This is a genomic window from Bittarella massiliensis (ex Durand et al. 2017), from assembly GCF_009876955.1.
GTDB lineage: Bacteria > Bacillota > Clostridia > Oscillospirales > Ruminococcaceae > Bittarella > Bittarella massiliensis.
The window spans coordinates 471146-493809 of sequence record NZ_WWVY01000002.1 but is presented as its reverse complement, the minus strand read 5'-3'; the positions used below and the strand labels follow the sequence as shown (position 1 = coordinate 493809).

23 protein-coding genes and 1 CRISPR repeat array (1 of these 24 cut by a window edge) are annotated in these 22664 nt (G+C 63.0%); of the genes, 21 read left to right on the top strand and 2 right to left on the bottom strand.

Features of this window, described 5'->3' with window-relative positions; all coding sequences use genetic code 11:
- Window positions 1–196: 196 nt before the first annotated feature.
- From dltA to GT748_RS03355, 6 genes are all read left to right on the top strand, one after another.
- On the top strand, window positions 197–1717 hold the full coding sequence (dltA, locus tag GT748_RS03380; RefSeq protein ID WP_073261151.1) for a D-alanine--poly(phosphoribitol) ligase subunit DltA: 1521 nt from the start codon (window positions 197–199) through the stop codon (window positions 1715–1717).
- On the top strand, window positions 1714–2889 hold the full coding sequence (dltB, locus tag GT748_RS03375; RefSeq protein ID WP_021661031.1) for a D-alanyl-lipoteichoic acid biosynthesis protein DltB: 1176 nt from the start codon (window positions 1714–1716) through the stop codon (window positions 2887–2889). Before dltA ends, dltB begins: the two co-directional genes overlap by 4 nt.
- Before the next feature lie 64 nt (window positions 2890–2953).
- Window positions 2954–3193 (top strand): D-alanine--poly(phosphoribitol) ligase subunit 2, encoded by a 240-nt coding sequence (gene dltC, locus GT748_RS03370; protein WP_021661030.1) that lies wholly within the window; start codon window positions 2954–2956, stop codon window positions 3191–3193.
- The gene (gene dltD / locus GT748_RS03365; protein WP_161213262.1) at window positions 3190–4398 is read left to right on the top strand and encodes a D-alanyl-lipoteichoic acid biosynthesis protein DltD; all 1209 of its coding nucleotides are present in this window, start codon (window positions 3190–3192) and stop codon (window positions 4396–4398) included. The genes dltC and dltD overlap by 4 nt, the downstream gene beginning before the upstream one ends.
- Complete coding sequence (locus GT748_RS03360) at window positions 4364–4525, top strand: hypothetical protein (protein ID WP_021661028.1); 162 nt, start codon at window positions 4364–4366, stop codon at window positions 4523–4525. The genes dltD and GT748_RS03360 overlap by 35 nt, the downstream gene beginning before the upstream one ends.
- A gap of 186 nt (window positions 4526–4711) precedes the next feature.
- Complete coding sequence (locus GT748_RS03355; RefSeq protein WP_044993257.1) at window positions 4712–5365, top strand: hypothetical protein; 654 nt, start codon at window positions 4712–4714, stop codon at window positions 5363–5365.
- 170 nt (window positions 5366–5535) lie between these two features.
- Here the strand turns inward: GT748_RS03355 and GT748_RS03350 are convergent, their stop codons facing one another.
- Together GT748_RS03350 and murC are read right to left on the bottom strand one after the other, a co-directional pair.
- Window positions 5536–6048, bottom strand: coding sequence for an AAA family ATPase (locus tag GT748_RS03350; RefSeq protein WP_021661026.1), 513 nt, complete (start codon window positions 6046–6048; stop codon window positions 5536–5538).
- A gap of 59 nt (window positions 6049–6107) precedes the next feature.
- Entirely contained in the window at window positions 6108–7484 is a 1377-nt protein-coding gene (gene murC, locus GT748_RS03345; protein ID WP_021661025.1) for a UDP-N-acetylmuramate--L-alanine ligase, read from the bottom strand.
- 388 nt (window positions 7485–7872) lie between these two features.
- On the opposite strand from murC, the gene GT748_RS03340 reads away from it, so the two are divergent.
- The 15 genes from GT748_RS03340 (at window position 7873) to def (ending at window position 22261) form a co-directional block, all read left to right on the top strand.
- Complete coding sequence (locus GT748_RS03340; RefSeq protein WP_073261153.1) at window positions 7873–8736, top strand: MurR/RpiR family transcriptional regulator; 864 nt, start codon at window positions 7873–7875, stop codon at window positions 8734–8736.
- A gap of 9 nt (window positions 8737–8745) precedes the next feature.
- The gene (locus tag GT748_RS03335; protein ID WP_021661023.1) at window positions 8746–9987 is read left to right on the top strand and encodes an NAD(P)/FAD-dependent oxidoreductase; all 1242 of its coding nucleotides are present in this window, start codon (window positions 8746–8748) and stop codon (window positions 9985–9987) included.
- Window positions 9988–10078: 91 nt separating this feature from the next.
- The gene (gene cmk / locus GT748_RS03330; protein ID WP_021661022.1) at window positions 10079–10753 is read left to right on the top strand and encodes a (d)CMP kinase; all 675 of its coding nucleotides are present in this window, start codon (window positions 10079–10081) and stop codon (window positions 10751–10753) included.
- Window positions 10750–11355 carry a lysophospholipid acyltransferase family protein gene (locus GT748_RS03325; RefSeq protein ID WP_021661021.1) on the top strand — a complete coding sequence of 202 codons (606 nt, stop codon included), beginning with the start codon at window positions 10750–10752 and terminating at the stop codon, window positions 11353–11355. Before cmk ends, GT748_RS03325 begins: the two co-directional genes overlap by 4 nt.
- Complete coding sequence (locus GT748_RS03320; RefSeq protein WP_021661020.1) at window positions 11346–13370, top strand: bifunctional 4-hydroxy-3-methylbut-2-enyl diphosphate reductase/30S ribosomal protein S1; 2025 nt, start codon at window positions 11346–11348, stop codon at window positions 13368–13370. The genes GT748_RS03325 and GT748_RS03320 overlap by 10 nt, the downstream gene beginning before the upstream one ends.
- A gap of 1168 nt (window positions 13371–14538) precedes the next feature.
- Window positions 14539–15768 (top strand): SpoIVB peptidase, encoded by a 1230-nt coding sequence (gene spoIVB / locus GT748_RS03315; RefSeq protein ID WP_021661017.1) that lies wholly within the window; start codon window positions 14539–14541, stop codon window positions 15766–15768.
- Between the two features lie 163 nt (window positions 15769–15931).
- Window positions 15932–16711, top strand: a complete 780-nt coding sequence (spo0A, locus tag GT748_RS03310) for a sporulation transcription factor Spo0A (protein ID WP_021661016.1) — start codon at window positions 15932–15934, stop codon at window positions 16709–16711.
- Between the two features lie 504 nt (window positions 16712–17215).
- The gene (locus GT748_RS03305; protein ID WP_044992903.1) at window positions 17216–17911 is read left to right on the top strand and encodes a hypothetical protein; all 696 of its coding nucleotides are present in this window, start codon (window positions 17216–17218) and stop codon (window positions 17909–17911) included.
- 53 nt (window positions 17912–17964) lie between these two features.
- Entirely contained in the window at window positions 17965–18171 is a 207-nt protein-coding gene (locus tag GT748_RS03300) for a 4Fe-4S dicluster domain-containing protein (protein WP_044992901.1), read from the top strand.
- A gap of 12 nt (window positions 18172–18183) precedes the next feature.
- Window positions 18184–19248: a 3-methyl-2-oxobutanoate dehydrogenase subunit VorB gene (locus GT748_RS03295; protein ID WP_021660020.1), complete on the top strand. Its 1065-nt coding sequence runs from the start codon at window positions 18184–18186 to the stop codon at window positions 19246–19248.
- A complete protein-coding gene (locus tag GT748_RS03290; RefSeq protein ID WP_021660019.1) occupies window positions 19248–20003 on the top strand; it encodes a thiamine pyrophosphate-dependent enzyme in 756 nt (251 codons plus the stop codon). Before GT748_RS03295 ends, GT748_RS03290 begins: the two co-directional genes overlap by 1 nt.
- A 1-nt stretch (window position 20004) precedes the next feature.
- Entirely contained in the window at window positions 20005–20535 is a 531-nt protein-coding gene (locus GT748_RS03285) for a 2-oxoacid:acceptor oxidoreductase family protein (RefSeq protein ID WP_021660018.1), read from the top strand.
- A gap of 222 nt (window positions 20536–20757) precedes the next feature.
- Window positions 20758–21363, top strand: a complete 606-nt coding sequence (locus GT748_RS03280) for an AAA family ATPase (RefSeq protein WP_044992899.1) — start codon at window positions 20758–20760, stop codon at window positions 21361–21363.
- Between the two features lie 124 nt (window positions 21364–21487).
- Window positions 21488–21757, top strand: a complete 270-nt coding sequence (locus tag GT748_RS03275) for a helix-turn-helix transcriptional regulator (protein WP_021660016.1) — start codon at window positions 21488–21490, stop codon at window positions 21755–21757.
- A gap of 21 nt (window positions 21758–21778) precedes the next feature.
- Window positions 21779–22261 carry a peptide deformylase gene (gene def / locus GT748_RS03270; protein ID WP_021660015.1) on the top strand — a complete coding sequence of 161 codons (483 nt, stop codon included), beginning with the start codon at window positions 21779–21781 and terminating at the stop codon, window positions 22259–22261.
- A gap of 377 nt (window positions 22262–22638) precedes the next feature.
- Window positions 22639–22664: a CRISPR direct-repeat array (repeat unit 33 nt); it runs 340 nt beyond the window's last position.

The following is a 22664-nucleotide window of genomic DNA, read 5'->3' as shown; positions in this document are numbered from 1 at the left end:
TGGGGTTTGTCCCTGAAAAGTGGCGCACCCATCCCGTTTTTGCCCCCTCTCTTGCCGGTTGACAGGAAATTATCGCCACCCTATAATGGAAGACAACACCAGTGAAAAACAGCGGCGCCCCCGCTGTTTTTCTGCGTTTTTGGGTTTTGCAATCGTTTGATAGCCGATTGCGGGGCCCGAGGAAGGGGAATCGCCGATGAACTTGTTGGACGCCATCGCCAGCCACGCCGCCGCCCGGCCGGATGCCCTGGCCTACCGCTCTCCCCAGGGGGAGCTGACCTACCGCCAATTGTGGGAGGGGGCGGGCCGTCTGGCCGCCGCGCTGGAGCGCCGCCTGGGGGAAAACCGCGCTCCTCTGGTGGTCTACGGACACAAGGGCCCTCTGGTGCCCCTGTGCTTTTTGGCCTGCGTCCGCTCGGGTCGGGGCTACTGCCCGGTGGACACCTCCCTTCCCCCCGAGCGGGTGGCCCGCACCGTCGAGGCGGCTGACCCGCCGCTGGTGCTGGCCGCCGAGCCGCTGGCCGACCCCTGTGGCCGCCCGGTGCTGGCCGCCGCCGAGTTGACCGCCCTGGCCGAGGGGGGAGGACCCCCTGTCGACCTCCGCCCGGTGGAGGGGGAGGACCTCTTTTACATCCTCTTCACCTCCGGCAGCACCGGCACCCCCAAGGGGGTGCAGATCACCGCCGACTGCCTCGACCACTTTTTGGACTGGTCCTCCCAGCTGGGGGAGGGCTTCCCGGCAGAGGCGCCCCGGGTCTTTCTCAACCAGGCCCCCTTTTCCTTTGACCTGTCGGTGATGGACCTCTACACCGCCTTTTACACCGGCGGCACCCTCTGGACCCTGCCCAAAGAGGTACAGCAGGACGCGGCGGCCCTCTTTTCCTCTCTGGAGCGGTCGGGGGCCCAGGTCTGGGTCTCCACCCCCTCCTTTGCTGAGGTCTGCCTGGCCGACCGGCGCTTTGACAGCACTCTGTTGCCCGACATGAGGCTCTTCCTCTTCTGCGGGGAGACGCTGCAAAACGCCACCGCCCAAAAGCTGCACAGCCGCTTCCCCGGGGCCAAGGTCATCAATACCTACGGCCCCACCGAGTCCACCGTGGCCATCACCCAGGTGGAGATCACCCCCGCCCTGGCGGCCGCCGACGAGCCCCTGCCGGTGGGGGCCCCCAAGCCGGGTACCTGGCTTTTTATTGCCGGCCCGGAAGGGGAGGACCTGCCCGAGGGGGAGCGGGGGGAGATCGTCATCGTGGGGGACACGGTGAGCAGCGGCTACTTCGGCCGCCCCGACCTGACCGCGCGCGCCTTCGGCACCCGGCGGGTGGCGGGGGTCGAGTACCGCCTCTACCGCACCGGGGACAAGGGCTACCTGCGGGGCGGGCAGCTGCACTACTGCGGCCGGTTGGACCTGCAGATCAAGCTGCACGGCTACCGCATTGAGCTGGAGGACATCGAGCAGAACATCTGCCGGCTGCCGGGCGTTCGGGGGGCGGTAGTGCTGCCCCAGGAGCGGGACGGCACCATCCGCAGCCTGACGGCCTATGTGGCGGCAGACTGGCCGGGGGAGCGGGGCTTTGCCGCCTCTCAGCGGGCCAGGGGGGAGCTGGCCCAGTTCCTCCCCGCCTACATGATCCCCAAGAAATTCGTCTTTCTGGACGCCCTCCCCATGACCGCCAACGGCAAGGTGGACCGCAAGGCGCTGGGAGGGCTGGCAAGGTGAGTTTTTACGGCGATCTGCGCTTCTTTTTGGTGCTGGCGGCGGCCCTGGTGCCGGCGGCGGTGTTGGGGCTGCGGGAAAGGTCCCTCAAGGGGTACAGCTTCGCCCTCTCGCTGCTCTTTATCTGGCTGGTGTACGGCGGGCAGCCGGCGCAGTTGCTCTGGCTGGCGGGCTTTTATCTGCTGGAACTGCACGCCGTCAAGGGCTACCTGCTGCTGCGCCGCAAGTTCGGCCGCAACAGCGTGATCTACGGCCACTTCGTGGCCCTGGCCCTGGCGCCGCTTCTGCTCTACAAGTTCTCCGGCCTCTTTGGCAAGAGCGTGTTCGGCTTTCTGGGCATCAGCTACTTGAGCTTTAAGGTGCTGCAGGTCATCATCGAGATATACGACGGGGTCATCAAGGAGATGGGCGGGCTGGAGCTCTCCAGCTTCCTCCTCCTCTTCCCGGCCATCAGCTCGGGCCCCATCGACCGCAGCCGCCGCTTTCTGGCGGACTGGCATACCGTCTATTCCCGGGAGGAGTACCGCAAACTGCTGGGGACGGGGCTGCAGAAGATCGCCCTGGGGCTCTTTTACAAGTACGCCCTCTCCCAGCTGTTTTACCAGGTGATGGGCCGCTTTGCCCACCGCTACCGCCCCCTGCCGCTGGCGGGGTACGGGTACAGCTACGGCTTCTACCTCTTTTTCGACTTTGCCGGCTACAGCCTGATGGCCATCGGGGTCAGCTATATCCTGGGCATCCGCACCCCGGAGAACTTCGACAAGCCCTTTTTGAGCGTGGACATGAAGGACTTCTGGAACCGCTGGCACATCACCCTCTCCCACTGGTTCCGGGACTTTCTCTTCTCCCGCTTTATGATGAACGCCATCCGCAAAAAGTGGTTTTCCAGCCGCCTGAACGGGGCGGCGGCGGGGCTGGTCGTGAACATGCTGGTGATGGGCCTCTGGCACGGGTTCACCGGCTGCTACATCGCCTATGGCCTCTACCACGGGATGCTGTTGGCCCTCACTGAAATCTACCAGAAAAAGTCGGCCTTTTACAAGAGAAACCGGGACAAGGGGTGGTACAAGGCCCTCTCCTGGTTTGTCACCCTGCAGTTGGTGATGGTGGGGTTCCTCATCTTCTCGGGGGCCATGGCCGAGGCGGGAAGGGCCGTGTTGGCAAAACTCATCTGACCCCCCGGGGGGAAAACCGCGCATCGCGCCGCCGGGGCGGCCATTATAGAAAGGAGCAACTGCAATGGAAGAAAACGTTTTGGAGATGTTGGTGGAACTCTGCGACGACGAGGTGGTGCGGGAGGACCTGGACGTGGAGCTCTTTGAGACCGGGCTCATCGACTCCCTGGGCTTTACCGAGCTGCTGGTGGACATTGAGGACCGCTTTGGGGTCGTCATCTCCCCCTCCGAGTTGGAGCGGGAAGAGATGAATACCCCCCGCAAGATCATCGCCCTCATCGCCCAGAGGAGCGCCCAGGCGTGAAGAGGGCAACTGCCGCCCTGCTGGCCCTGGTGCTGGCCCTGGGCTGCATCTGGGGGTCGGGACGCTATTTCCGCGGCCAGTTGGAGGGCAGCCTGCAGCGGCAGCTCATCTACGACACCAGTCTGGAGAAGAACTATTCGCCAAACGCCTTTTCCGCCCTTCGGGACGAGAGCAGTCTGTTGGTGCTGGGGTCGTCGGAACTGACGCTACACGAGGAGAGCACCCACCCCCAGCTGGTGTTTGGCAGCGGAAACTCCGACTTCAACACGGTTTTGCTGGGGGTGCCGGGGACCCAGAGCCTCAACCAGGCCATCAATCTGGCGGCCCTGTCGGATCAGATGGCCAACAAAAAGGCGGTCTTTATCCTCTCCCCCCAGTGGTTTTACAAGCCGGGGGTCTACCCCGAGACCTTCGCCAGCCGGTTTTACCTGCAGATGTTTGACGCCTTTATGAAAAACGAGCAGGTGACAGACGAGACCAAGCGGAAGATCTTGCGCCGGTGCAAGGAGCTCCTCGTCAAGGACCCCGAGCGCAAAAAGCAGGTGGAGACCTACGAGAAGATCTACCTCACCGGGGACCTCGACCCCCTGGACTACCTGCAGCTGGGGGTGGGGAATCTCTTTTCGGGGCTGCAGTCGGACTACAACGTCTGGCGCACCCAGACATACCCCCACCAGCAGGCGGAACACCGCTACACCCCCTTTATCGCCTCGGTCAAGCCCAGCGAGACGACAGTCCACGCTGGGGAGATTGACTGGGCGGCCCTGCGCCAGCAGGGGGAGGAGCAGGGGAAGAGCCTCTGCACCAACAATTCCTTTTATATAGAGGACAAATACTACCAACAGCTCATTCGCGCCCGGGGCTATACCGCCCGCAATTCAGAGCGGGATTCCAGCTTCAAGGTGTCGCCGGAGTACGACGACCTGCGGCTGTTCTTGCAGGTGGCCAAGGAGTTGGGGATCGAAATCATGCTGGTGAGCGTGCCGGTCAACGGCTACTGGTACGACTACACCGGGTTCCCTCAAGAGGACAGAAAGCAGTACTACCAAAACATCCGCAACATCGCCGAGCAAAACGGGGTGCAGCTGGCCGACTACTCCGACCGGGAATACGAGCCCTATTTTTTGAGAGACATCATGCACCTGGGCTGGAAGGGATGGGCGTATCTAGATGAACAGATTTACCAGTTTTATCAGGCGGATTAAGGGCAACCCCTGGCTCTCCTTCCTGGGGTGGACAGCCTTTTTCTTCCTCCTCTTTATTGGCATCTACATCGGGCTGCTCTGCACCGACTTCTCCACCGCCCCCCAATTCCTCTACAACCAGTTTTAAAGGGGCCTTCGCCGTCCGCGGCGTTCGCCTTATTTCGACAGGTTTCCCTTGTGCGAAGCGCTGCTTTTTGATCCCTTTTTTCGACAGACAGCACAAGAAGTTTAAAAAAGCACACCGCCCCCTGTTCCTTTTTCCGCCCTTCGACTATACTAGAGGGGGAAATTGGGCGGAAAGGGGGCGGTCTCTGTGAAGCGGATGGGACGGGTGTTGGCGGTGGCGCTGCTGTGCGCCCTTTTGGCGGGCTGTACCCCCGCTGCCCCCAACCGGGTGGAGAGCAGTTCTGTCCCGGCGGGGGAGAGCTACTTTCCCGTCGATCTCAGCGAGAGCCAGGTGATCGACGTCTACCTGGACCGCTGCCGCTGGCTGGCGGCCGAGGCGCCCGACTGGACCAGTGCCGACCAACTGTCCCCCGACACTCTGGTGGTGCTGGGTTACTATCTCCCCCTTTACCCCGACAACCGGGCGCCGGATCGCCCCTATTACAACTACGGGGCCGCGTCGGCGGACGAGCTCTCCGGCTACCTCTTTCCCCAGGACGAGGTGGAGGGGGTTTGCCAGCGCTACTTTGGGGTGCCGCCCCAGTGGGTGCGGGAGAGCGAGCGCTACCTGCCCGAGCGGGAGAGCTACGCCCTCATCTACCGCCCCGTTCCCCGCGAATACCTGTTTGCGCTGGACGACTGGCAGGTGGGCGGGTCGCTGATGAGCCTTTCGGTGAGTGTCTACGAGCGGACGGTGGACGGCGAACGGGGGTCCCTCCTGCGGCGGCGGCGCATCTCCATCGAGGGGGCCGGGGACGGGGGCTTTCACTACGTGGGGGTCACCACCCTGCCCACCCAGTGACGGGGCCTTTGACCCGGCAAAATGAACTGTCAAAAACAGAGAGAGGCCCGGAAGGCGCTGCAGAGGCTGCTTTCCGGGCGCTTTTTTTGCCCCTCCCGGTGGGGGGAGGCAGCCAGAGAGGAAGGCCCGGCAGATGTTTCTGCGGGGCCTTCCTCTCCCTTTATCCGACTTTATCCGATGCAGTCGGGCAGCTTGTCGCCGGGGCGGATCACCCAGTCGGCCTCCCCCTCGGCGAGGGGCTCGAAGCGGCTGTCGAAGAGGGCCTGCATCGCGGGGCCGATGCGGTATTCCCGCCCCTGGGCGTCGGCATTTCGCCGCGCCAGCCGCCGGGCGCGCAGGTCGGCGGGGGCGGTGAAGAGGAGCAGCTTGACCGGCACCCCCGCCTCGGCGAACCGGGCCCGGGTCTCGGCCCGCTCCGCCGCGCTCCAAAAGCCGAAGTCCAGCAGCACATCCGCCCCGGCCAGGGCGATCTCCTCCGCCCTCGCCAGCAGGTAGGTGCGGCACCGCTCCCAGACCGCCCGGTGGGCCTCCCCCAGGTACTCGGGGAAGAGGGCGAGCATCAGCTCGTCCGCCGAGAGCAGGGCGGCCCCCCGCTCGGCCTGCCAGGTCCGGGCAAAGGTGCTCTTGCCGCTGCCGGTCTTGCCGCAGAGCAGGTAGACGGTGCCGGTGGGTTTTCTCTCCATCAAAATTCCTCCCTCCCAGCAAAAAAAGGCACCCGGCAGTTGCTGCCGGGCGCCCTCTGTCAGTTCTTTTTCTCTCCCAGCAGCAGCTTGTCGATCTTGTACACGTCGCCGCAGCCCAGGGTGAGCACCAGATCGCCCGGCTCCACGTGTGCCAGCAGGTAGTCGGCCACCTCGGGGAAGGTGTCCAACTGTACGCTGCCGGGCACCTTGTCGGCCAGGTCCTTGGCGTGGATGCCGTAGGTGTTGATCTCCCTCGCGCCCATGATGGCGGTGATCACCGCCCGGTCGGCGATCTGCAGGACCCGCGCAAAGTCGTCCAGCAGGATCGAGGTGCGGGAGAAGGTGAAGGGCTGAAAGACCGCCCACACCTTGTTGTAGCCCATCTGGGTGGCCACCTTGAGGGTCGCCTCCAGCTCGGCGGGGTGGTGGGCGTAGTCGTCGGCCACGGTGAAGCCGTTCACCTCCCCCAAAAATTCAAACCGGCGGCCCGCCCCGCCGAAGTGGGGCAGGTGCTCCTCCAGCTGGGCGGGGGTGACCCCGCACTGCAGCGCCGCCACACAGACGGCCAGGGAGTTGAGGACGTTGTGCCGCCCCGGCACCCCCAGCCGGATCCGGCAGAGGGTCTCGCCCCGGTGACAGAGGTCGTACTGGTAAAAGACCCCCCGCTCCACGGCAATGTTCTCGGCGGTGTAGTCGAGCCCCTCCTTGGTGCCGAAGGTGAGGATGGGCACCGTCACCCCGTCCAGGGATCTCATGGAGTTCTCGTCGTCCCCGTTGACGATGACCATCTTGCTGGCCATCTTGTTGAAGGCGTTGAAGGAGCGGATGATGTTCTCGAGATTTTTGAAGTACTCCAGGTGGTCCCGGTCGATGTTGAGGACCACCGAGACGTCGGGGCTGAGCTTTAAAAAGGTGTCCACATACTCGCAGGACTCGCAGACGAAGGTCTCGCTCTTCCCCACCCGGCCGTTGCCGCCGATGCTGCGCAGCTTGCCGCCGATGACCGCCGTGGGGTCGGCCCCGCAGTCCAGCAGCAGCTGGGTGAGCATGGCGGTGGAGGTGGTCTTGCCGTGGGTGCCGCAGATGCAGACGGCGTTTGGATACTGGCGGGAGATGACCCCCAGCAGCACCGAGCGCTCGATGACGGTGGCGTTGGAGGCCTTGGCCGCCAGCAGCTCGGGATTGTCCTTCATGATGGCCGCGGTGTAGACCACCAAGTCGGCCCCCTCGATGTTTTTGGGGTCGTGGCCCAGGTGCACCGGGATCCCCAGCCCCCGCACCAGGGCCAGGGTGTCGGTCTCGTTGTTGTCCGAGCCGGTGATGAAATAGCCCTTGTCGTGCAGGATCTGGGCGAGGGGGAACATCCCCGACCCGCCGATGCCGATGAAATGAACGTGCTGTTTGCCCTTGAGCAAGTCCTCGTAGATAACTGCCATGTTGCGCACACCTCGAATATAGTCTCAGGGATGGGGGCGCAGGCCCCCGCGAAATAGGATGGGCGATGAGTTCCCATAGAATATACCACATTTCCCCTGCAAAATCCACGCCTTTGCCGGTTTTGCCGCCATTTTTGGGAGTTCGCCCCGGCACGGACGGCATTTTGCAAGAAGCTGCCATCATTTCCTGCAAAAAAGGGGGAGAAGGGGCAAAAATTCCTTGCAATTTTGGCCCCGCAACGATACACTGATAGTGTTGACAAATTCGGTAAAAAACAGCCGCTTTCCCAGCGGCGTCCATTCCATTATACGCCGAGTGGCAGACGCCCATGCGCGGACGCCCGCCTTTTTTGTGGCCGGCGCGGGGCAGAGAGGCAGGGAGAGGATTTTGAGCAGTTTGCTACACACCATCGAGGAGAAGATGGGCCAGTTTTCCAAGGGGCAGAAGAAGATTGCCCGCTACATCTTTGAAAACTACGACAAGGCCGCCTTTATGACCGCCTCCAAGCTGGGGCGGGAGGTGGGGGTCAGCGAGTCCACCGTGGTCCGCTTTGCCATGGAGGTGGGCTTTGAGGGCTACCCCCAGTTCCAGCGCTCCCTCAAAGAGCTCATCAAGAGAAACCTCAGCGCCGTGCAGCGGATGCGGGTCACCTCCGAGCAGATCGGCGACCGGGACGTCCTCTCCCGGGTGCTGGAGCTGGACATCGCCACCGTCCGCAAGACCGAGCAGGCCGTCTCCAGCGAGGACTTCAACCGCGCCGTCGAGACCCTGCTGGAGGCCCGGCGCATCTACATCGTGGGGATGCGGGGGGCCTCCTCCCTCTCCTCCTTCACCGCCTACTACTTCAACATGATCTTTGAAAACGTCCACCTCGTCAGCGAGGACAAGGGCTCCGACGTCTTTGAGCAGATCGTCCGCATCGGCGAGGGGGACGTGATCCTGGGCATCAGCTTCCCCCGCTACTCCAAAAAGACGGTGCGGGCGTTGACCTGTGCGGCCAAGAGCGGGGCCAAGGTCATCTCCATCACCGACAGCGAAAAGTCCCCCATCGCCGCCATGGCCGACACCGTCCTCTACGCCAAGAGCGAGATGATCTCCTTTGTGGACTCGCTGGTGGCCCCTCTCAGCCTCATCAACGCCCTGATCGTGGCCCTGGGCCAGCGCAAGCAGACCGAGGTGTTTGCCACCCTGGGCAAGCTGGAGACCATGTGGAACGAGGACCAGGTCTACGAGAATATCGGCGAGGTGTGAGGAGTGGAGATGGAGAGAGTGTACAGCGCCGCGGTGATCGGCGGCGGCCCAGCGGGGCTGATGGCGGCCGGACTGCTCGGGCAGGGGGGACTGCCGGTCCTCCTGCTGGAAAAGAACGACCAGCCCGGCAAAAAGCTGCGCATCACCGGCAAGGGCCGGTGCAACCTGACCAACAACTGCGAGGTGGAGGACTTTCTGCGAAACGTCCCCCGCAACCCCCGCTTTCTCTACTCGGCTCTCTACGGCTTCACCCCGCAGGATACCATGGCCTTTTTTGAGGGGCTGGGGGTCCCCCTCAAGACCGAGCGGGGGGACCGGGTCTTCCCCCAGAGCGACCGGGCCGGCGATGTGGTGGACGCCCTGACCAACTGGTGCCGGGCCCAGGGGGTGGAATTTCGCCAGGGCGAGGTGGAGGCAGTCGCCCCCGGCGCGCCCTTTTCGCTGTCCCTCAAAGAGGGGGGCGCCGTCTCCGCCCACCGGGTGGTGGTGGCCACCGGCGGCCTCTCTTACCCGCAGACCGGCAGCACCGGCGACGGCTACCGCTTCGCCCGCCAGCTGGGCCACACCGTCACCCCGCCGGGGCCCTCCCTGGTGCCCCTGCGCTGCGGCGAACAGTGGTGCAAAAACTGCCAGGGCCTCTCCCTGAAAAACGTCACCCTCACGGTGGAGGAGGTGGGGAAGAGGCGCCCGGTCTTCTGCGAGCTGGGGGAGATGCTCTTCACCCACTTCGGGGTATCGGGGCCGCTGGTCCTCTCCGCCTCCTGCCACATGGAGGACGCGCCCGGGCGCTATCGGCTGCACATCGACCTGAAGCCCGGGCTCACCCGCGAGGCGCTGGACCGCCGACTGCTGCGGGACTTTGAGGAGTACCGGAACAAAAACCTGCAAAACGCCCTGGGCAAACTGCTGCCGCAAAAGCTCATCGGCAGCTATGTGGCCCTCACCGGTATCCCCGGCGAGAAGAAGGTCAACCAGCTCACCCAGGCCGAGCGGGGGGAGATGGTGCGGGTGATGAAGGATCTGCCCCTCACCGTCTCCGGCTTCCGCCCCGCGGCCGAGGGGATCGTCACCCGCGGCGGCGTCTCGGTGCGGGAGGTGGACCCCGGCTCCTGCCAGTCCAAGCGCTGCCCAGGCGCCTATTTTGTGGGCGAGGTGCTGGATGTGGACGGCTACACCGGCGGCTTCAACTTGCAGATCGCCTTTTCCACCGCCGTGGCCGCGGCCCGGGACATCCTGGCCCAGCCCCGGTGACCCTTTTCCTTTTTCTACCGGCCGCCCTCCGGGGCGGCTTTTGCCCCGAAGGGGGCGCCATTACCACCGATTTCGAGGAGGACGAACAGATATGTTATCCATTGCCATTGACGGGCCCGCCGGCGCGGGCAAGAGCACCATCGCCCGCACGGCGGCCGGGGCGCTGCGCTTCATCTACGTGGACACCGGGGCCCTCTACCGGGCCATCGGCTATCACGGCCTGCAGGTGGGGGCCGACCTGACCGACACCGCGGCCATCAAGGCCCTGCTGCCGGGGCTGCAGGTGGACCTGCGCTTTGTCGAGGGCCAGCAGCGGGTCTTTGTCGGCGGCGAGGACGTGAGCGACTTCATCCGCTCCCCCCAGGTGAGCAAGGCCGCCTCCCAGGTCTCGGCGGTGCAGGAGGTGCGGGATTTCCTGATGGAGACCCAGCGCTCCCTGGCCCGCAAGAACAGCGTCATCATGGACGGGCGGGACATCGGCACCGTGGTGCTGCCCGACGCCGATTTGAAAATTTTCCTCACCGCCTCCCCCGAGGCCCGGGCCCAGCGCCGCTGCAAGGAGCTGGAGGAGAAGGGGAGCCCCATGCCCTATGAGGAGGTGCTGCGGGACATCCAGCAGCGCGACTACGACGACAGCCACCGGGAGGCCGCCCCCCTCAAACAGGCTGCGGACGCGGTGCTGGTGGACACCAGCGAGCTGAATTTGGCGGAGAGCGTGGACGCGGTCTGCACCCTCATCCGCCAGCGTCTGGGGGACCGGCTATGAGTTTTTACCGTTTTGCCCACGGGGTGGTCAACGTGATCTTTCGCGCCCTCTACCGGGTGCATTACGAGGGGCGGGAGAACCTGCCCCCCCAGGGCGGCTACGTCTTCTGCTCCAACCACATCAGCGACCTGGACCCCATCTTTGTGGCCCTGCCGGTGCGCCAGCAGATCTGCTACATGGCCAAGATCGAGCTCTTTAAGGGCCACTTCACCGGCCGGCTGCTGCGGGCCCTGGGGGCCTTCCCGGTGGACCGGGGCAAGGGGGACACTTCCGCCCTGGACCGGGCCAAAGAGGTGGTGAAGGAGGGGAAGATCCTCGGCGTCTTTCCCGAGGGGACCCGCTCCAAGACCGGCAAGCTGCTCAAGCTCAAGTCGGGGGCCATCGTGGTCTCGGCCCAGACCGGGGCCGACATCCTGCCGGTGGCCATCTGCGCCCCCAAGGGGATGCACCCCTTTGCCCCCGTATATGTGCGCTACGGCGCCCTCATCCGCAATGAGGAGCTGGGGCTGACCGACATGAAGGCCGCCTCCCAGCTCAAGGGGGCCAAGGCCCTGCTCACCGAGCGGATGGCGACCCTGCTGGAGGAATTGTCATGCCGGTGATTTTGGCGAAGACCGCGGGTTTTTGCTTTGGGGTGGACCGGGCGGTCAAACAGGTCTATGACCTGCTGGAACAGGGGAAGCGGGTGTGCACCCTGGGGCCCATCATCCACAACACCCACCTGGTGGCCGACCTGGAGCGCCGCGGGGTGCGCACGGTCACTTCCCCCGCCGAGGTGGGGGAGGGGGAGACCCTGGTCATCCGCTCCCACGGGGTCCCCGCCTCGGTCTACGCGCAGATCGAGGTGGCGGGGATCGACTGGGTGGACGCCACCTGCCCCTTTGTGGCAAAGATCCATCAGATCGTGAGGGAGCGCTCGGAGGCGGGGGACCTGGTCTTGGTCGCCGGGGACCCCGATCACCCCGAGGTGGTGGGGATCGTCGGCCACTGCCCCGGCGAGGTGCGGGTCTTCTCCACCGCCGGGGAGCTGCGCCGCCTGGCAAAGGAGGGGGACTTCTCCGACCGCCCGGTGTCGATGGTCAGCCAGACCACCTTCAACGTGGCCCTCTGGAAAGAGGCGGTGGCCGAGGCCGAGGCCCTCTTTCCCGGCCTCTCGGTCTTCTCCACCATCTGCTCGGCCACGGCCAGCCGGCAGCAGGAAGCCGAGGCCCTCTCCAAGGAGAGCGGGCTGATGGTGGTGGTGGGGGACCGAAAAAGCTCCAACACCGCCAAATTGCGGGAGGTTTGCGAAAAAAATTGCCCCACAATCCTGGTAGAAACTGCGGATGAACTGTTGCAACAGCGCGGTTTGTATGCTAAAATAATAGGAGTTACCGCTGGTGCTTCGACTCCGGCGTGTATAATCAAGGAGGTACTACATACAATGAGTGAACTGCAAAACGACGTTCAAGGCGAAGACTTCAGCTTTGAAGAAGCACTGGAGGAGAGCCTCAAGCCAATATATACCGGCCAGCGCCTCAAGGGCGTAGTCACCAGCATCGCCCCCAATGAGGTGACCGTCGATATTGGCACCAAGCACACCGGTTTTGTCGCCCTGAGCGAGCTCACCAACGATCCCAACGCGTCGGCGGACGACATCGTCAAAAAAGGCGATGAGATCAACGTGATCGTTTTGCGGGTCAACGATCAGGAAGGCACCGTCCAGCTGTCCAAAAAGCGCTACGACGCCATCGAGGGCTTCGACAAGATCGTCAAGGCCCAGGAGGAGGACGCCATCCTCACCGGCACCGTCACCGACGTCATCAAAGGTGGCGTGCTGGTCAGCTGCTACGGCATCAAGGTGTTCGTCCCCGCCTCCCTGGCGACCCTCCGCCGCAACGACGACCTCAACGCCCTCAAGGGCACCGAGGCCGAATTCAAGGTCATTGAGATCAACGAGCGCCGGGCCCGCGCCATCGGCTCCATCAAAGCCGTTCTGGCCGAGCGCAACAAGGCTGTTGCCGAGGCCTTCTGGCAGTCCGTTGAAATCGGCAAGCACTACACCGGCACCGTCAAGAGCCTGACTTCCTACGGCGCCTTCATCGACCTGGGCGGTGTGGACGGCATGGTTCACATCAGCGAGCTGAGCTGGAAGCGCATCAAGCACCCCAGCGAGGTGGTCAAAGTCGGCGACACCGTCGAGGTCTACGTCAAGGACGTGGACTTTGAGAACAAGAAGATCTCCCTGGGCTACAAGAAGACCGAGGACAACCCCTGGGCCATCTTCCAAAGAGACTACCATGTCGGCGACGTCATCAAGGTGCAGATCGTCTCCATCACCTCCTTTGGCGCCTTTGCCCGGATCATCGACGGTGTGGACGGCCTGATCCACATCAGCCAGATCTCCAACGAGCGGGTCGAGAAGGTGGCCGACGCCCTGCAGGTCGGACAGGAGGTCGAGGTGAAGATCACCGAGGCCGACATCGACCGCAAGCGGGTCAGCCTGTCCATCCGCGCCCTGCTGGACAGCCCCAAGCGGGAAGAGCGGGATGACGACTACGGCTTCTCTTCCAGCGAGAACAACGTGGTCTACTCCACCGAAGAGGCCGATGCCCTGAAAGAGAGCGAAGGGGAGTAATCCACCCCTTTTGAAAAAGCGCCCTGGAGCGAGCCTGAACGGCTCCCTCCAGGGCGCTTTTCTCTAGTGTGGAAGGGGGAGGGCGGGGGCCGTTCACGCCTTTCCAGTCCGCCATGCCCCGTCTATCGGGGTGGGAAAATGGCAGGTGTTGTGCTGTTGCCTAGTTTTTGTCCGCACTTGGGAAGGGGAGGGGGAGAAGGTCGTGTTGTACCCCCCCTTTTTCCGCCCGCCGCCTCTTATCCCCTAGGGTGCAAAAGCGCAATGGTTGCTCTGCTGCTCGTCCCTTGGCCCACCCTATAAAAGGAAGGGGGAGGGTGTGCCGTCCGCCCCTTTCTGCCTGTACTCCAGTCCATTGCAGTATAGGGACGCGATTGCCGCACGGTTGTCTGTCTTTTTGCTTGCACCGTGAAAGGGAGGTGTTCGGGCCGTTCCCCCCGTCACGTCTGCCGCTCCCTGTTCATCGGGGTGCAAAAAACTATTGTCCACTCCTTTGCCTGTACCGCAGAGGAGGGGCGTGTATCGCCCGCTCCTTTCGGCCTGCCGCTTCCGGTTCGTTGAGACGTAAAAGCGCAATTGCTGCCCTTCGCCTATTCTTTTGTCTGCACAATGAAAAGGGGAAGTGAGTCTAAAGTTTACCCTTCCTGTCCACTGCCCTCTGCCTATTGGGGTGCAAAATGCGAATGCCCCCCTGTTGCTCATTTTTTATCCGCACAGTGGCAGAGAGAGGCAGCATCGTTTGTGGCTTCCCGCTTGTGGGCTCTCCCCATTGGGGTGTAAAAACGCGATTGCCGTCTTATCACTTGCTTTTCTGTCTGTACCATAGAGAGGAGAGCGGCTGTATTTGCCCTCACCATGCAATGGTTGGGCTGTCGCCCATTCCTTTATCCGCTCCTTCTCGCCCGCCGCTCCCCGCCTATTGAGAGGCAAAAATGCGCTTGTCGCTCCGTCGCCCACCCCTATCTCCACCCATCGCCCTCCGCCGGGCAGGTGACAAGTCCCCTGTCTTCCCCTTCTTTTTGACCAGTATTTTACAAAAAAAATCGACTGTGCGCCGCTAGACTGATGGGAGGCGGCTTTGCCGCTTCTGCCCCCACCGCCGCGAATTTTTTCCTTTTATAATTGCAGGCGGGCGGGCAAACAGTAAGGAGGTAAAGGCAGGCGATTTGCGTTGAAAAAACAGATTCAAAAAATATGCGGGCTGGCAGCGGCCCTCTGGGCGGCCTTCTCCCTCTCCTCGCTGGGAGCGGTTGCCTACTATCAAAAGACCCTTCCCGACCAGTTCTACGTCTCCTCGGCCGATGCGGTCTCCTTCTCCGGCGCCACCCCCTTCTCCTTTGCCACCGGCACCGATGAGCGGGCGCGGGAGGCGGCGGCCTCTGTGGGCGGAAGTCAAAACTTCTTCACCGACGTCAACCTCTTTGGCCTCATCCCGGTCAAGGACGTCCATGTCTCGGTGGCGGACAAGCCGGTGGTCACCGTCTCCGGCCGCCCCTTTGGGGTGAAGATGTACACCGACGGGGCGGTGGTGGTGGGCATCTCCCCGGTCAAGACCAAGGACGGCGCCAAGACCCCGGGGGAGGAGGCGGGGCTGCAGGTGGGGGACGTCATCGTCACCCTGGGCGGCCAGCCGATCAAGAGCTACACCGACATCACCGCCCAGGCAAAGGCCGGTCAGCCCCTGATCTGTGAGTACATGCGGGGCGGTTCCCGCTATTCCACCACCGTCACCCCCGCCCTCTCCAGCGAGGGGGGATACAAGTTGGGGGTCTGGGTGCGGGATTCTTCGGCGGGCATCGGCACCATGACCTTTGTGGCCGGCAGCGGGGACAACCTGATTTTTGCCGGGCTGGGGCACGGCATCAGCGATGTGGACACCAAGGACATCATGCCCCTGGCCACCGGCGAGATCGTCTCGGCCAGGATCAGCGGGGTGCAGAAGGGGCAGAGCGGCACCCCGGGCGAACTCAAAGGCCTCTTCACCAGCGAAAAGGCGCTGGGCACCCTCCGCCAGAACGGCGAGACCGGGGTCTACGGCCTCTTTCACCAAACTCCCCAGGGAACCACCATGCCGGTGGCCTATAAGCAGGAAGTCAAGGAGGGGGCGGCCCAGATCCTCTGCACCCTGGACGGGGACACCCCCAAACTCTACGACATCGACATCGAAAAAATCAACCTCAACGACAGGGAGCGCACCAAGAACCTGCTCATCCGCGTCACCGACAGCGAACTGCTGGAAAAGGCGGGCGGGATCGTCCAGGGGATGAGCGGCAGCCCCATCATCCAGAACAACCAGTTGGTGGGGGCGGTCACCCATGTGCTGGTCAATGACCCCACCCGCGGTTACGGCATTTTCGCGGAAAATATGTGGGAATCCACCAAAACCGTCTCTGTTTCCTGAGGATGTTGCCCCAATTTCCGCTATTTTTGATTGTTTTGATGTTTATTACAAAATTTCCCAGATAAACCCATTGACAATCTTACAGAAACTGGTAAAATATAGATATGTGATGTGAAATTGATAAGGGAAAAGCAAATTTTATTGTATCAGGAGGAGATTGACAATGAACACAAAGGTCAAGGTATTGGTGGCTGACAACAGCGCGGAGTTTGGGGAGCCCTGCGCCGAGGTGCTGAAGAAGCACGGCTATGCAGTCACCACCATCGCCAGCGATGGCAACCTCTGCATGGAGGCCATCTGCAAACAGAAACCGGCGGTGGTGATCCTGAACGCCTTCATGGCGAACCTGGACGCCATTGAGGTGATGACCCAGACCCGCGAAAAGGGGATCACCCCTGTCTATGTGGCCATGCTGGGATTTGACAACTACAATATCGAGTCCGCCCTCATGCAGGCCGGCGCCAGCTACTACGCCATTCAGCCCTTTGATTTTGAGGTGTTGGCCAAGCGGGTGGCGACCCTGTTGGGCAAGGTGGAAGAGCCTGCCGGCGAGACGGTGATCCCCATGAGCCAGACCGATTTGGAGATCGCCATCACCGAAACGCTGCACCTGATCGGCGTCCCCGCCCACATCAAGGGCTACCACTACATCCGCGACGCCATCTCCCTGTGCATCCAAAATAGCGAGATGCTGGGTTCGGTCACCAAGATGCTCTACCCCACGGTGGCCAGGATGCATGGCACCACTGCCTCCCGGGTGGAGCGGGCCATCCGCCACGCCATCGAGGTGGCCTGGGACCGGGGCGACATCGAGGTGCTCAACAGCTACTTCGGCTACACCGTCAACGCCCTGCGCGGCAAACCCACCAACTCCGAGTTCATTGCCATGATCGCCGACCGGATGTCCCTCTCCATGAAAAAGAGCGGCGGCGTCCACGCCTAACATCCCCCTTCTCGCGCCCCCTGGTACTGTTTGATTTCCCCATCCGCACCGCCAGACTTCCCACTGACGGTGCACGGTATGAAAAAGAAAGAGCGCGCGCCCGGCTACCCCTGCCGGGCGCGCGCTTTTTGTCTATTGGGAACATATTCGGACGGCGGTCGCCCCCTTCCCGCCCCTGCCGAGCAGAGAGGACAAGGGGGTGGGCGTCCAGTAGGGGAGTGGGCGGAAACCTTTCCCAAGGGAGAGAGGGCCCGCTTTCTCCTTTCCCCCTTTTTGCTGTCCAAGGGGGAGGGAAGGTCCCTGCAACTGCCTGCATTTCGACAGTTTGCCCAAATAATTCCTTTCTCTTTTGCCGTTTATGTCCGAAATTACCACGGTTTCGCATTTGTGGTGTACCGGCAAAAATGATATAATAATTCTTACATCCACCTGCTGCGCGTGCGCGGGCTGGATTTATTTTGGAACACGTCATCGCTTTAAAGCGAAGAAAGGCGGTGAGCTGGTATCGAATTTCAGCACAAGAGGATCGCGGTCACCGGCCATTACGGCAGCGGCAAGACAAACTTTGTGGCCAACCTGGCCTTCGCCATGGCCAGAGAGGGCAAAAAGGTGACGGTGGTGGACCTGGATGTGGTCAACCCCTATTTCCGCACCACCGACTTCAAGGACGAGTTCGCGCGGGTGGGCATCGACATCATCTCTCCCACCTACGCCAACTCCAACCTGGACATCCCCGCCCTGGGGGCCCAGGTGCAGTCGGTCTTCTGCGACGACGAGGGCTACGCCCTCTTCGACGTGGGGGGGGACGACGCGGGGGCGGCGGCCATGGGCCGCTATTCGGCCCTTTTCAAAGAGGGGGGGTACGAGCACCTGAGCGTCTTCAACTGCTACCGCTACCTGACCCGCTCGCCGGAGGAGTCGCTGGCGATCATCCGCGAGATCGAGACGGCCTCCCGGCTGCCGGTCACCGGCCTGGTCAACGCCTCCAATCTGGGCTTTGAGACGGGGGAGGAGACCATTCTCGACAGCCTCCCCTACGCCGGGGAGCTGGCCGCCCAGACCGGCCTGCCGGTGCGCTGCACCCTGGTGCGCGAGGAGCTCTACCCCGCGCTGAAGGGGCGGCTGCCCGCCCCCTTCCCGGTGAAGATCTTGGTTCGTCAGCCCTGGCAAAAAGAGCTGCCCCGCCAGGGGCAGGAGTAGCGGCGGCGAGTACACGCAAACCCAATTGGCAATGAGATATGAGGAGGGAAATCATGCCCAAAATCACAGTGAACGAGGACATCTGCAAGGGCTGCGGTCTCTGCACCGCCAACTGCCCCAAAAAGATCGTCCGGCTGGCCAAAGACCGGCTCAACAAAAAAGGGTATCACCCGGCGGAGTGCTTTGAACCCGAGGCCTGCATCGGCTGCGCCATGTGCGCCACCATGTGCCCCGACTGCGCCATCACGGTAGAAAGGTAGGGATACGGCAATATGACAGACAGAGTGTTAATGAAGGGCAACGAAGCCCTGGCGGAGGCGGCCATCCGTGCCGGCTGCCGCCACTTCTTCGGCTACCCCATCACCCCCCAGACCGAGGTGTCGGCCTACATGGCCAAGAGGATGCCGAAGATCGGCGGCACCTACCTGCAGGCCGAGAGCGAGATCGCGGCCATCAACATGGTGCTGGGCGCCGCCTCCGCCGGGGTGCGGGCCATGACCTCCTCCTCCTCCCCCGGCATCAGCCTCAAGAGCGAGGGGATCTCCTACATAGCCGGCAGCGACCTGCCCTGCCTCATCATCAACGTCATGCGCGGCGGCCCCGGCCTGGGGGGCATCCAGCCCTCTCAGGCGGACTATTGGCAGGCCACCCGCGCCTCCGGCCACGGCGACTTTCAGAACATCGTCTTTGCCCCCTCCACCGTGCAGGAGATGGTGGACCTGACCTTCCAGGCCTTTGACCTGGCCGACAAGTACCGGATGCCCGCCATGATGCTGGCCGACGGGATGCTGGGCCAGATGATGGAGCCGGTGAGCTTCCCTGAGGACTACACCCCCATCCAGGCCGACAAGTCCTGGGCCACAAACGGCCACCAGAACAAGCGCCCCCACAACATCGTCAACTCCCTCTACCTGCAGGCCGACGAGCTGGAGCAGCTGGTGGTCGACCGGTTTGCCCGCTACGAACAGGTCAAGCAAAACGAGGTGCTGGTGGAGTGTGAGAACACCGAGGACGCCGACTACATCGTGGTCGCCTACGGCGCCACCGCCCGCATCGCCAAGGCCGCCGTCAAGGCCGCCCGCGAGAAGGGGCTGAAGATCGGCTGCATCCGCCCCATCACCGTCTGGCCCTTCCCCACCGAGGAGATCGCCGCCGCAGCCGAGGGCTGCAAGGGCTTCCTCTGCGTGGAGATGAGCATGGGGCAGATGGTCGACGACGTCCGCCTGGCCGTCAACGGGAAGGTGCCGGTCTCCTTCTTCGGGCGCACCGGAGGCGTCATCCCCACCCCGGCAGAGGTGCTGGGCGAAATTGAAAAAATGGCAGGAGGTGACCGGTAATGGCAATCGTCTTTGAAAAACCCAAGGCCCTGACCGACGCAGTGCTCCACTACTGTCCCGGCTGTACCCACGGCATCATCCACCGGCTGGTGGCGGAGGCCATCGACGAGCTGGGCATCGAGGGCAGGACCATCGGCGTCGCGCCGGTGGGCTGTGCGGTCATGGCGTACAACTACTTTGCCTGCGACATGGTCGAGGCCGCCCACGGCCGCGCCCCCGCAGTGGCCACCGGGCTGCGCCGGGCCCTTCCCGACAGCGTGGTCTTCACCTACCAGGGTGACGGCGACCTGGCCGCTATCGGCACCGCCGAGACGGTGCACGCCGCCACCCGGGGCGAGAACATCACCGTCATCTTCGTCAACAACTGCATCTACGGCATGACCGGCGGGCAGATGGCCCCCACCACCCTGCCGGGGCAGATCACCCAGACCACCCCCTATGGGCGGGACACCGCCACCGCCGGTTTCCCCATCCGCATGTGCGAGATGCTCTCCACCCTCGACGGGGTCGCCCTGGCCCAGCGGGTCACGGTGGACAGCGTCCCCCACGTGAAAGAGGCCAAAAAGGCCATTCAGAAGGCCTTCCAGAACCAGCTGGACCACAAGGGCTTCTCGATCGTCGAAGTCCTCTCCACCTGCCCCACCAACTGGGGCCTCACCCCGATCGAGGCCATGCAGTGGCTGCGGGACAACATGATCCCCTACTACCCGCTGGGGGTCTACAAGGACAAAGACGCGCAGAAGGAGGAGAAGTAGTATGACCCAAAACATCCTGCTGGCCGGCTTCGGCGGCCAGGGCATCCTCTTTGCGGGCAAGGTGGCGGCCTACTCCGGCCTGATGGACGGCAAGGAGGTCTCCTGGCTGCCCTCCTACGGACCCGAGATGCGGGGCGGCACCGCCAACTGCTCGGTCTGCATCAGCGACGACCCCATCTGCTCCCCCCTGATCCTCAACCCCGACGCCCTGCTGGTGATGAACAAGCCCTCCTACGACAAGTTCATCCACAAGGTCCAGCCCGGCGGGGTGGCGGTCATCGACGCCACCCTCATCAGCGACCGGGAGGAGATCGAAGGGGTCAAGACCTGCTATGTCGAGGCCACCCGCCTGGCCGAGGAGAACGACCTGCAGGGGCTGGCCAACATCATCCTCCTGGGCAAGGTGCTCAAAGAGTGCGGCTTTGCCTCCCTCGAGGCGGTGAAGAAGGGAATCGAGAAGAGCGTCCCCGCCCGCAAGCAGCACCTGGTCGAACCCAACTTCCGCGCCATTGAGTTGGGGATGAGCCTGTAAAACATCCTGACTGTCTCCTGCCCTCGGCAGGGGCTGTCCGCTCCAAAGTCGCCTCTGTTGGCCGCGCCGGTCGCGGTCAGGGGGCGGCTTTTTTGCGCCTGTCCCCCTCCTATAAGGGGGCATTTTTTTCTGTTTTGCAGAGGTTTTTTTTACCCAGGGGGGCGGCGTTTTGGTATAATGAGGATAGAGGTCGGCTGTCCGGCCCGAAAGGAGCGTGGCAACATGCGCAGACAGATCATCACCATCAGCAGAGAGTTCGGCAGCGGCGGCAGGACCATCGGCAAAGAGGTGGCCCAGCGCCTGGGTGTTCCCTGTTACGACAAGGAGCTGGTCAAACAGGTGGCGACCGAGACCGGCCTGGACGAGGGGTATGTGGAGCAGAAGGGGGAGGACGCCCCCGGCTCCAGTTGGCTGGCCTGTGCCTTCTCGGCCCGGGGCGGCCAGGTAGGGCTAAATGGCCTGTCGGTGGACGACTTTCTCTGGGCGGTGCAGCACCGGGTGATCCGGGAGCTGGCCGAGAAGGGGCCCTGTGTCTTTGTGGGCCGCTGCGCCGACTACATCTTGCGGGAGCGGCAGGACTGCCTGCACGTCTTTGTCCACGCCGACCCGGAGGTGCGGGCGGACAGGATCGTCCGCCTCTATGGCGAGAGCGAGAAGAAGCCCGCCAAACGCTTGGAGGAAAAGGACAAGAAGCGCCGCACCTACTACAAGTATTACACCGGCCAGGAGTGGGGGATGTCGCAGAACTACCACCTCTGCCTGGACAGCGGTGCCCTGGGCCTGGACACCTGTGTGGACCTGATCGTCGGCCTGGCGGAAAAAGAGTGAGAAAAGGCCCCCGGACCCCCTCGGGTCCGGGGGCCTTTGCTGTGCAAATGGGAAAGTTGACTTGACAGTTGTGGACCGGACTGGTACTGTAAAGGAAAGTCGACTTGACGGAGGAGGGAGCGCGTTGAAGAATCGCATCCGCCTGCTGCGGCGGGAGAAGGGCCTTTCCCAGCAGGTGCTGGGAGAGCGGGTGGGGGTTTCCCGCCAGACCATCAGCGCCCTGGAGGCAGGGCGGTACGAGCCCTCCATCTGGCTGGCGCACGACATTGCGCGGGTGTTTGGCCTGCCCATCGAAGAGGTCTTTTTGTTTGCAGAGAGCCCCCGCAAGAGCCGTGCCGAGAGCAGCCGCACGGGGGCGAAGAGACAGCAGAGAGAAAGAGAAGTTCTGCTGTAAAGGAGAGAGGGAGGCGCCAACATGGCTTTGCGTGAAATCAGGAAGAAGGGGGACCCGCTGCTCAAAAAGCCCAGCCGGGAGGTGGGGGAGATCGACGGGCGGGTTCGGCAACTGCTGGAGGACATGGAGGAGACGCTGCGGCAGGTGGGCGGCGCAGGGATAGCCGCCCCTCAGGTGGGGGTGTTGCGGCGACTGGTGGTGATCCTTCCCTGGGAGGAGTCGGGCCTTGAACAGCCGCTGTTTTTGGTGAACCCCCGCCTGGCTGCGGCGGAGGGGGCGCAGGAGTGTATGGAGGGCTGTCTGAGCAACCCCGGCTGGTGGGGAAAGACCATTCGCCCTCAGCGGGTGCGGGTAGAGGCGCTCGACCGGGAGGGAACCCCCATCTCCATCGAGGGGGAGGGGGCGCTGGCCAAGTGTCTCTGCCATGAGCTGGACCACCTGGACGGGGTGGTCTTTTGGGAAAAGGCTATCTGTCAGGTCTTTCCCCAGGAACAAAGCCAATAGGACGGTTTGTGGCTGGGATGAAAGACAGCTGCAAAGGGAGGAGAGTAGATGAGGAGCCCCTTCTCTGACTTTTGGAGTGGACGCACAGGGCGCTCGTAGAAGGGGAGCTCTTTCGCGCCAGTTTCCCTCTTTCGAATTGACATACCCGATTTTGATTGGCTTTTTTGCGGCTCTTAAAATAGCGCAGTTTTACCCTCATTTTGGGGCGGTGCGAAGTCCAAGCGGACAGAAATTCCCCAGTGGGTTCGCACCGAGGAATTGCAAGATAAGTAGATAGAGTGGAAAAGAAGAGAAGACAGCTGCCAAAAAATTGACAAGTGTTTGTGGAGAAGGTATATTGAAAGCGCAAACAACAGTGTGCTTTTGTGTATGTTTGCTGTCGCACCCCGCGCGGGTGCGTGGA

Coding starts and splice junctions, on each gene's coding strand:
- dltA (WP_073261151.1), top strand. CDS start 197: ATGAACTTGTTGGACGCCATCGCCAGCCACGCCGCCGCCCGGCCGGAT.
- dltC (WP_021661030.1), top strand. CDS start 2,954: ATGGAAGAAAACGTTTTGGAGATGTTGGTGGAACTCTGCGACGACGAG.
- GT748_RS03360 (WP_021661028.1), top strand. CDS start 4,364: ATGAACAGATTTACCAGTTTTATCAGGCGGATTAAGGGCAACCCCTGG.
- GT748_RS03350 (WP_021661026.1), bottom strand. CDS start 6,048: ATGGAGAGAAAACCCACCGGCACCGTCTACCTGCTCTGCGGCAAGACC.
- murC (WP_021661025.1), bottom strand. CDS start 7,484: ATGGCAGTTATCTACGAGGACTTGCTCAAGGGCAAACAGCACGTTCAT.
- GT748_RS03335 (WP_021661023.1), top strand. CDS start 8,746: ATGGAGAGAGTGTACAGCGCCGCGGTGATCGGCGGCGGCCCAGCGGGG.
- cmk (WP_021661022.1), top strand. CDS start 10,079: ATGTTATCCATTGCCATTGACGGGCCCGCCGGCGCGGGCAAGAGCACC.
- GT748_RS03325 (WP_021661021.1), top strand. CDS start 10,750: ATGAGTTTTTACCGTTTTGCCCACGGGGTGGTCAACGTGATCTTTCGC.
- GT748_RS03320 (WP_021661020.1), top strand. CDS start 11,346: ATGCCGGTGATTTTGGCGAAGACCGCGGGTTTTTGCTTTGGGGTGGAC.
- spo0A (WP_021661016.1), top strand. CDS start 15,932: ATGAACACAAAGGTCAAGGTATTGGTGGCTGACAACAGCGCGGAGTTT.
- GT748_RS03300 (WP_044992901.1), top strand. CDS start 17,965: ATGCCCAAAATCACAGTGAACGAGGACATCTGCAAGGGCTGCGGTCTC.
- GT748_RS03295 (WP_021660020.1), top strand. CDS start 18,184: ATGACAGACAGAGTGTTAATGAAGGGCAACGAAGCCCTGGCGGAGGCG.
- GT748_RS03290 (WP_021660019.1), top strand. CDS start 19,248: ATGGCAATCGTCTTTGAAAAACCCAAGGCCCTGACCGACGCAGTGCTC.
- GT748_RS03285 (WP_021660018.1), top strand. CDS start 20,005: ATGACCCAAAACATCCTGCTGGCCGGCTTCGGCGGCCAGGGCATCCTC.
- GT748_RS03280 (WP_044992899.1), top strand. CDS start 20,758: ATGCGCAGACAGATCATCACCATCAGCAGAGAGTTCGGCAGCGGCGGC.
- def (WP_021660015.1), top strand. CDS start 21,779: ATGGCTTTGCGTGAAATCAGGAAGAAGGGGGACCCGCTGCTCAAAAAG.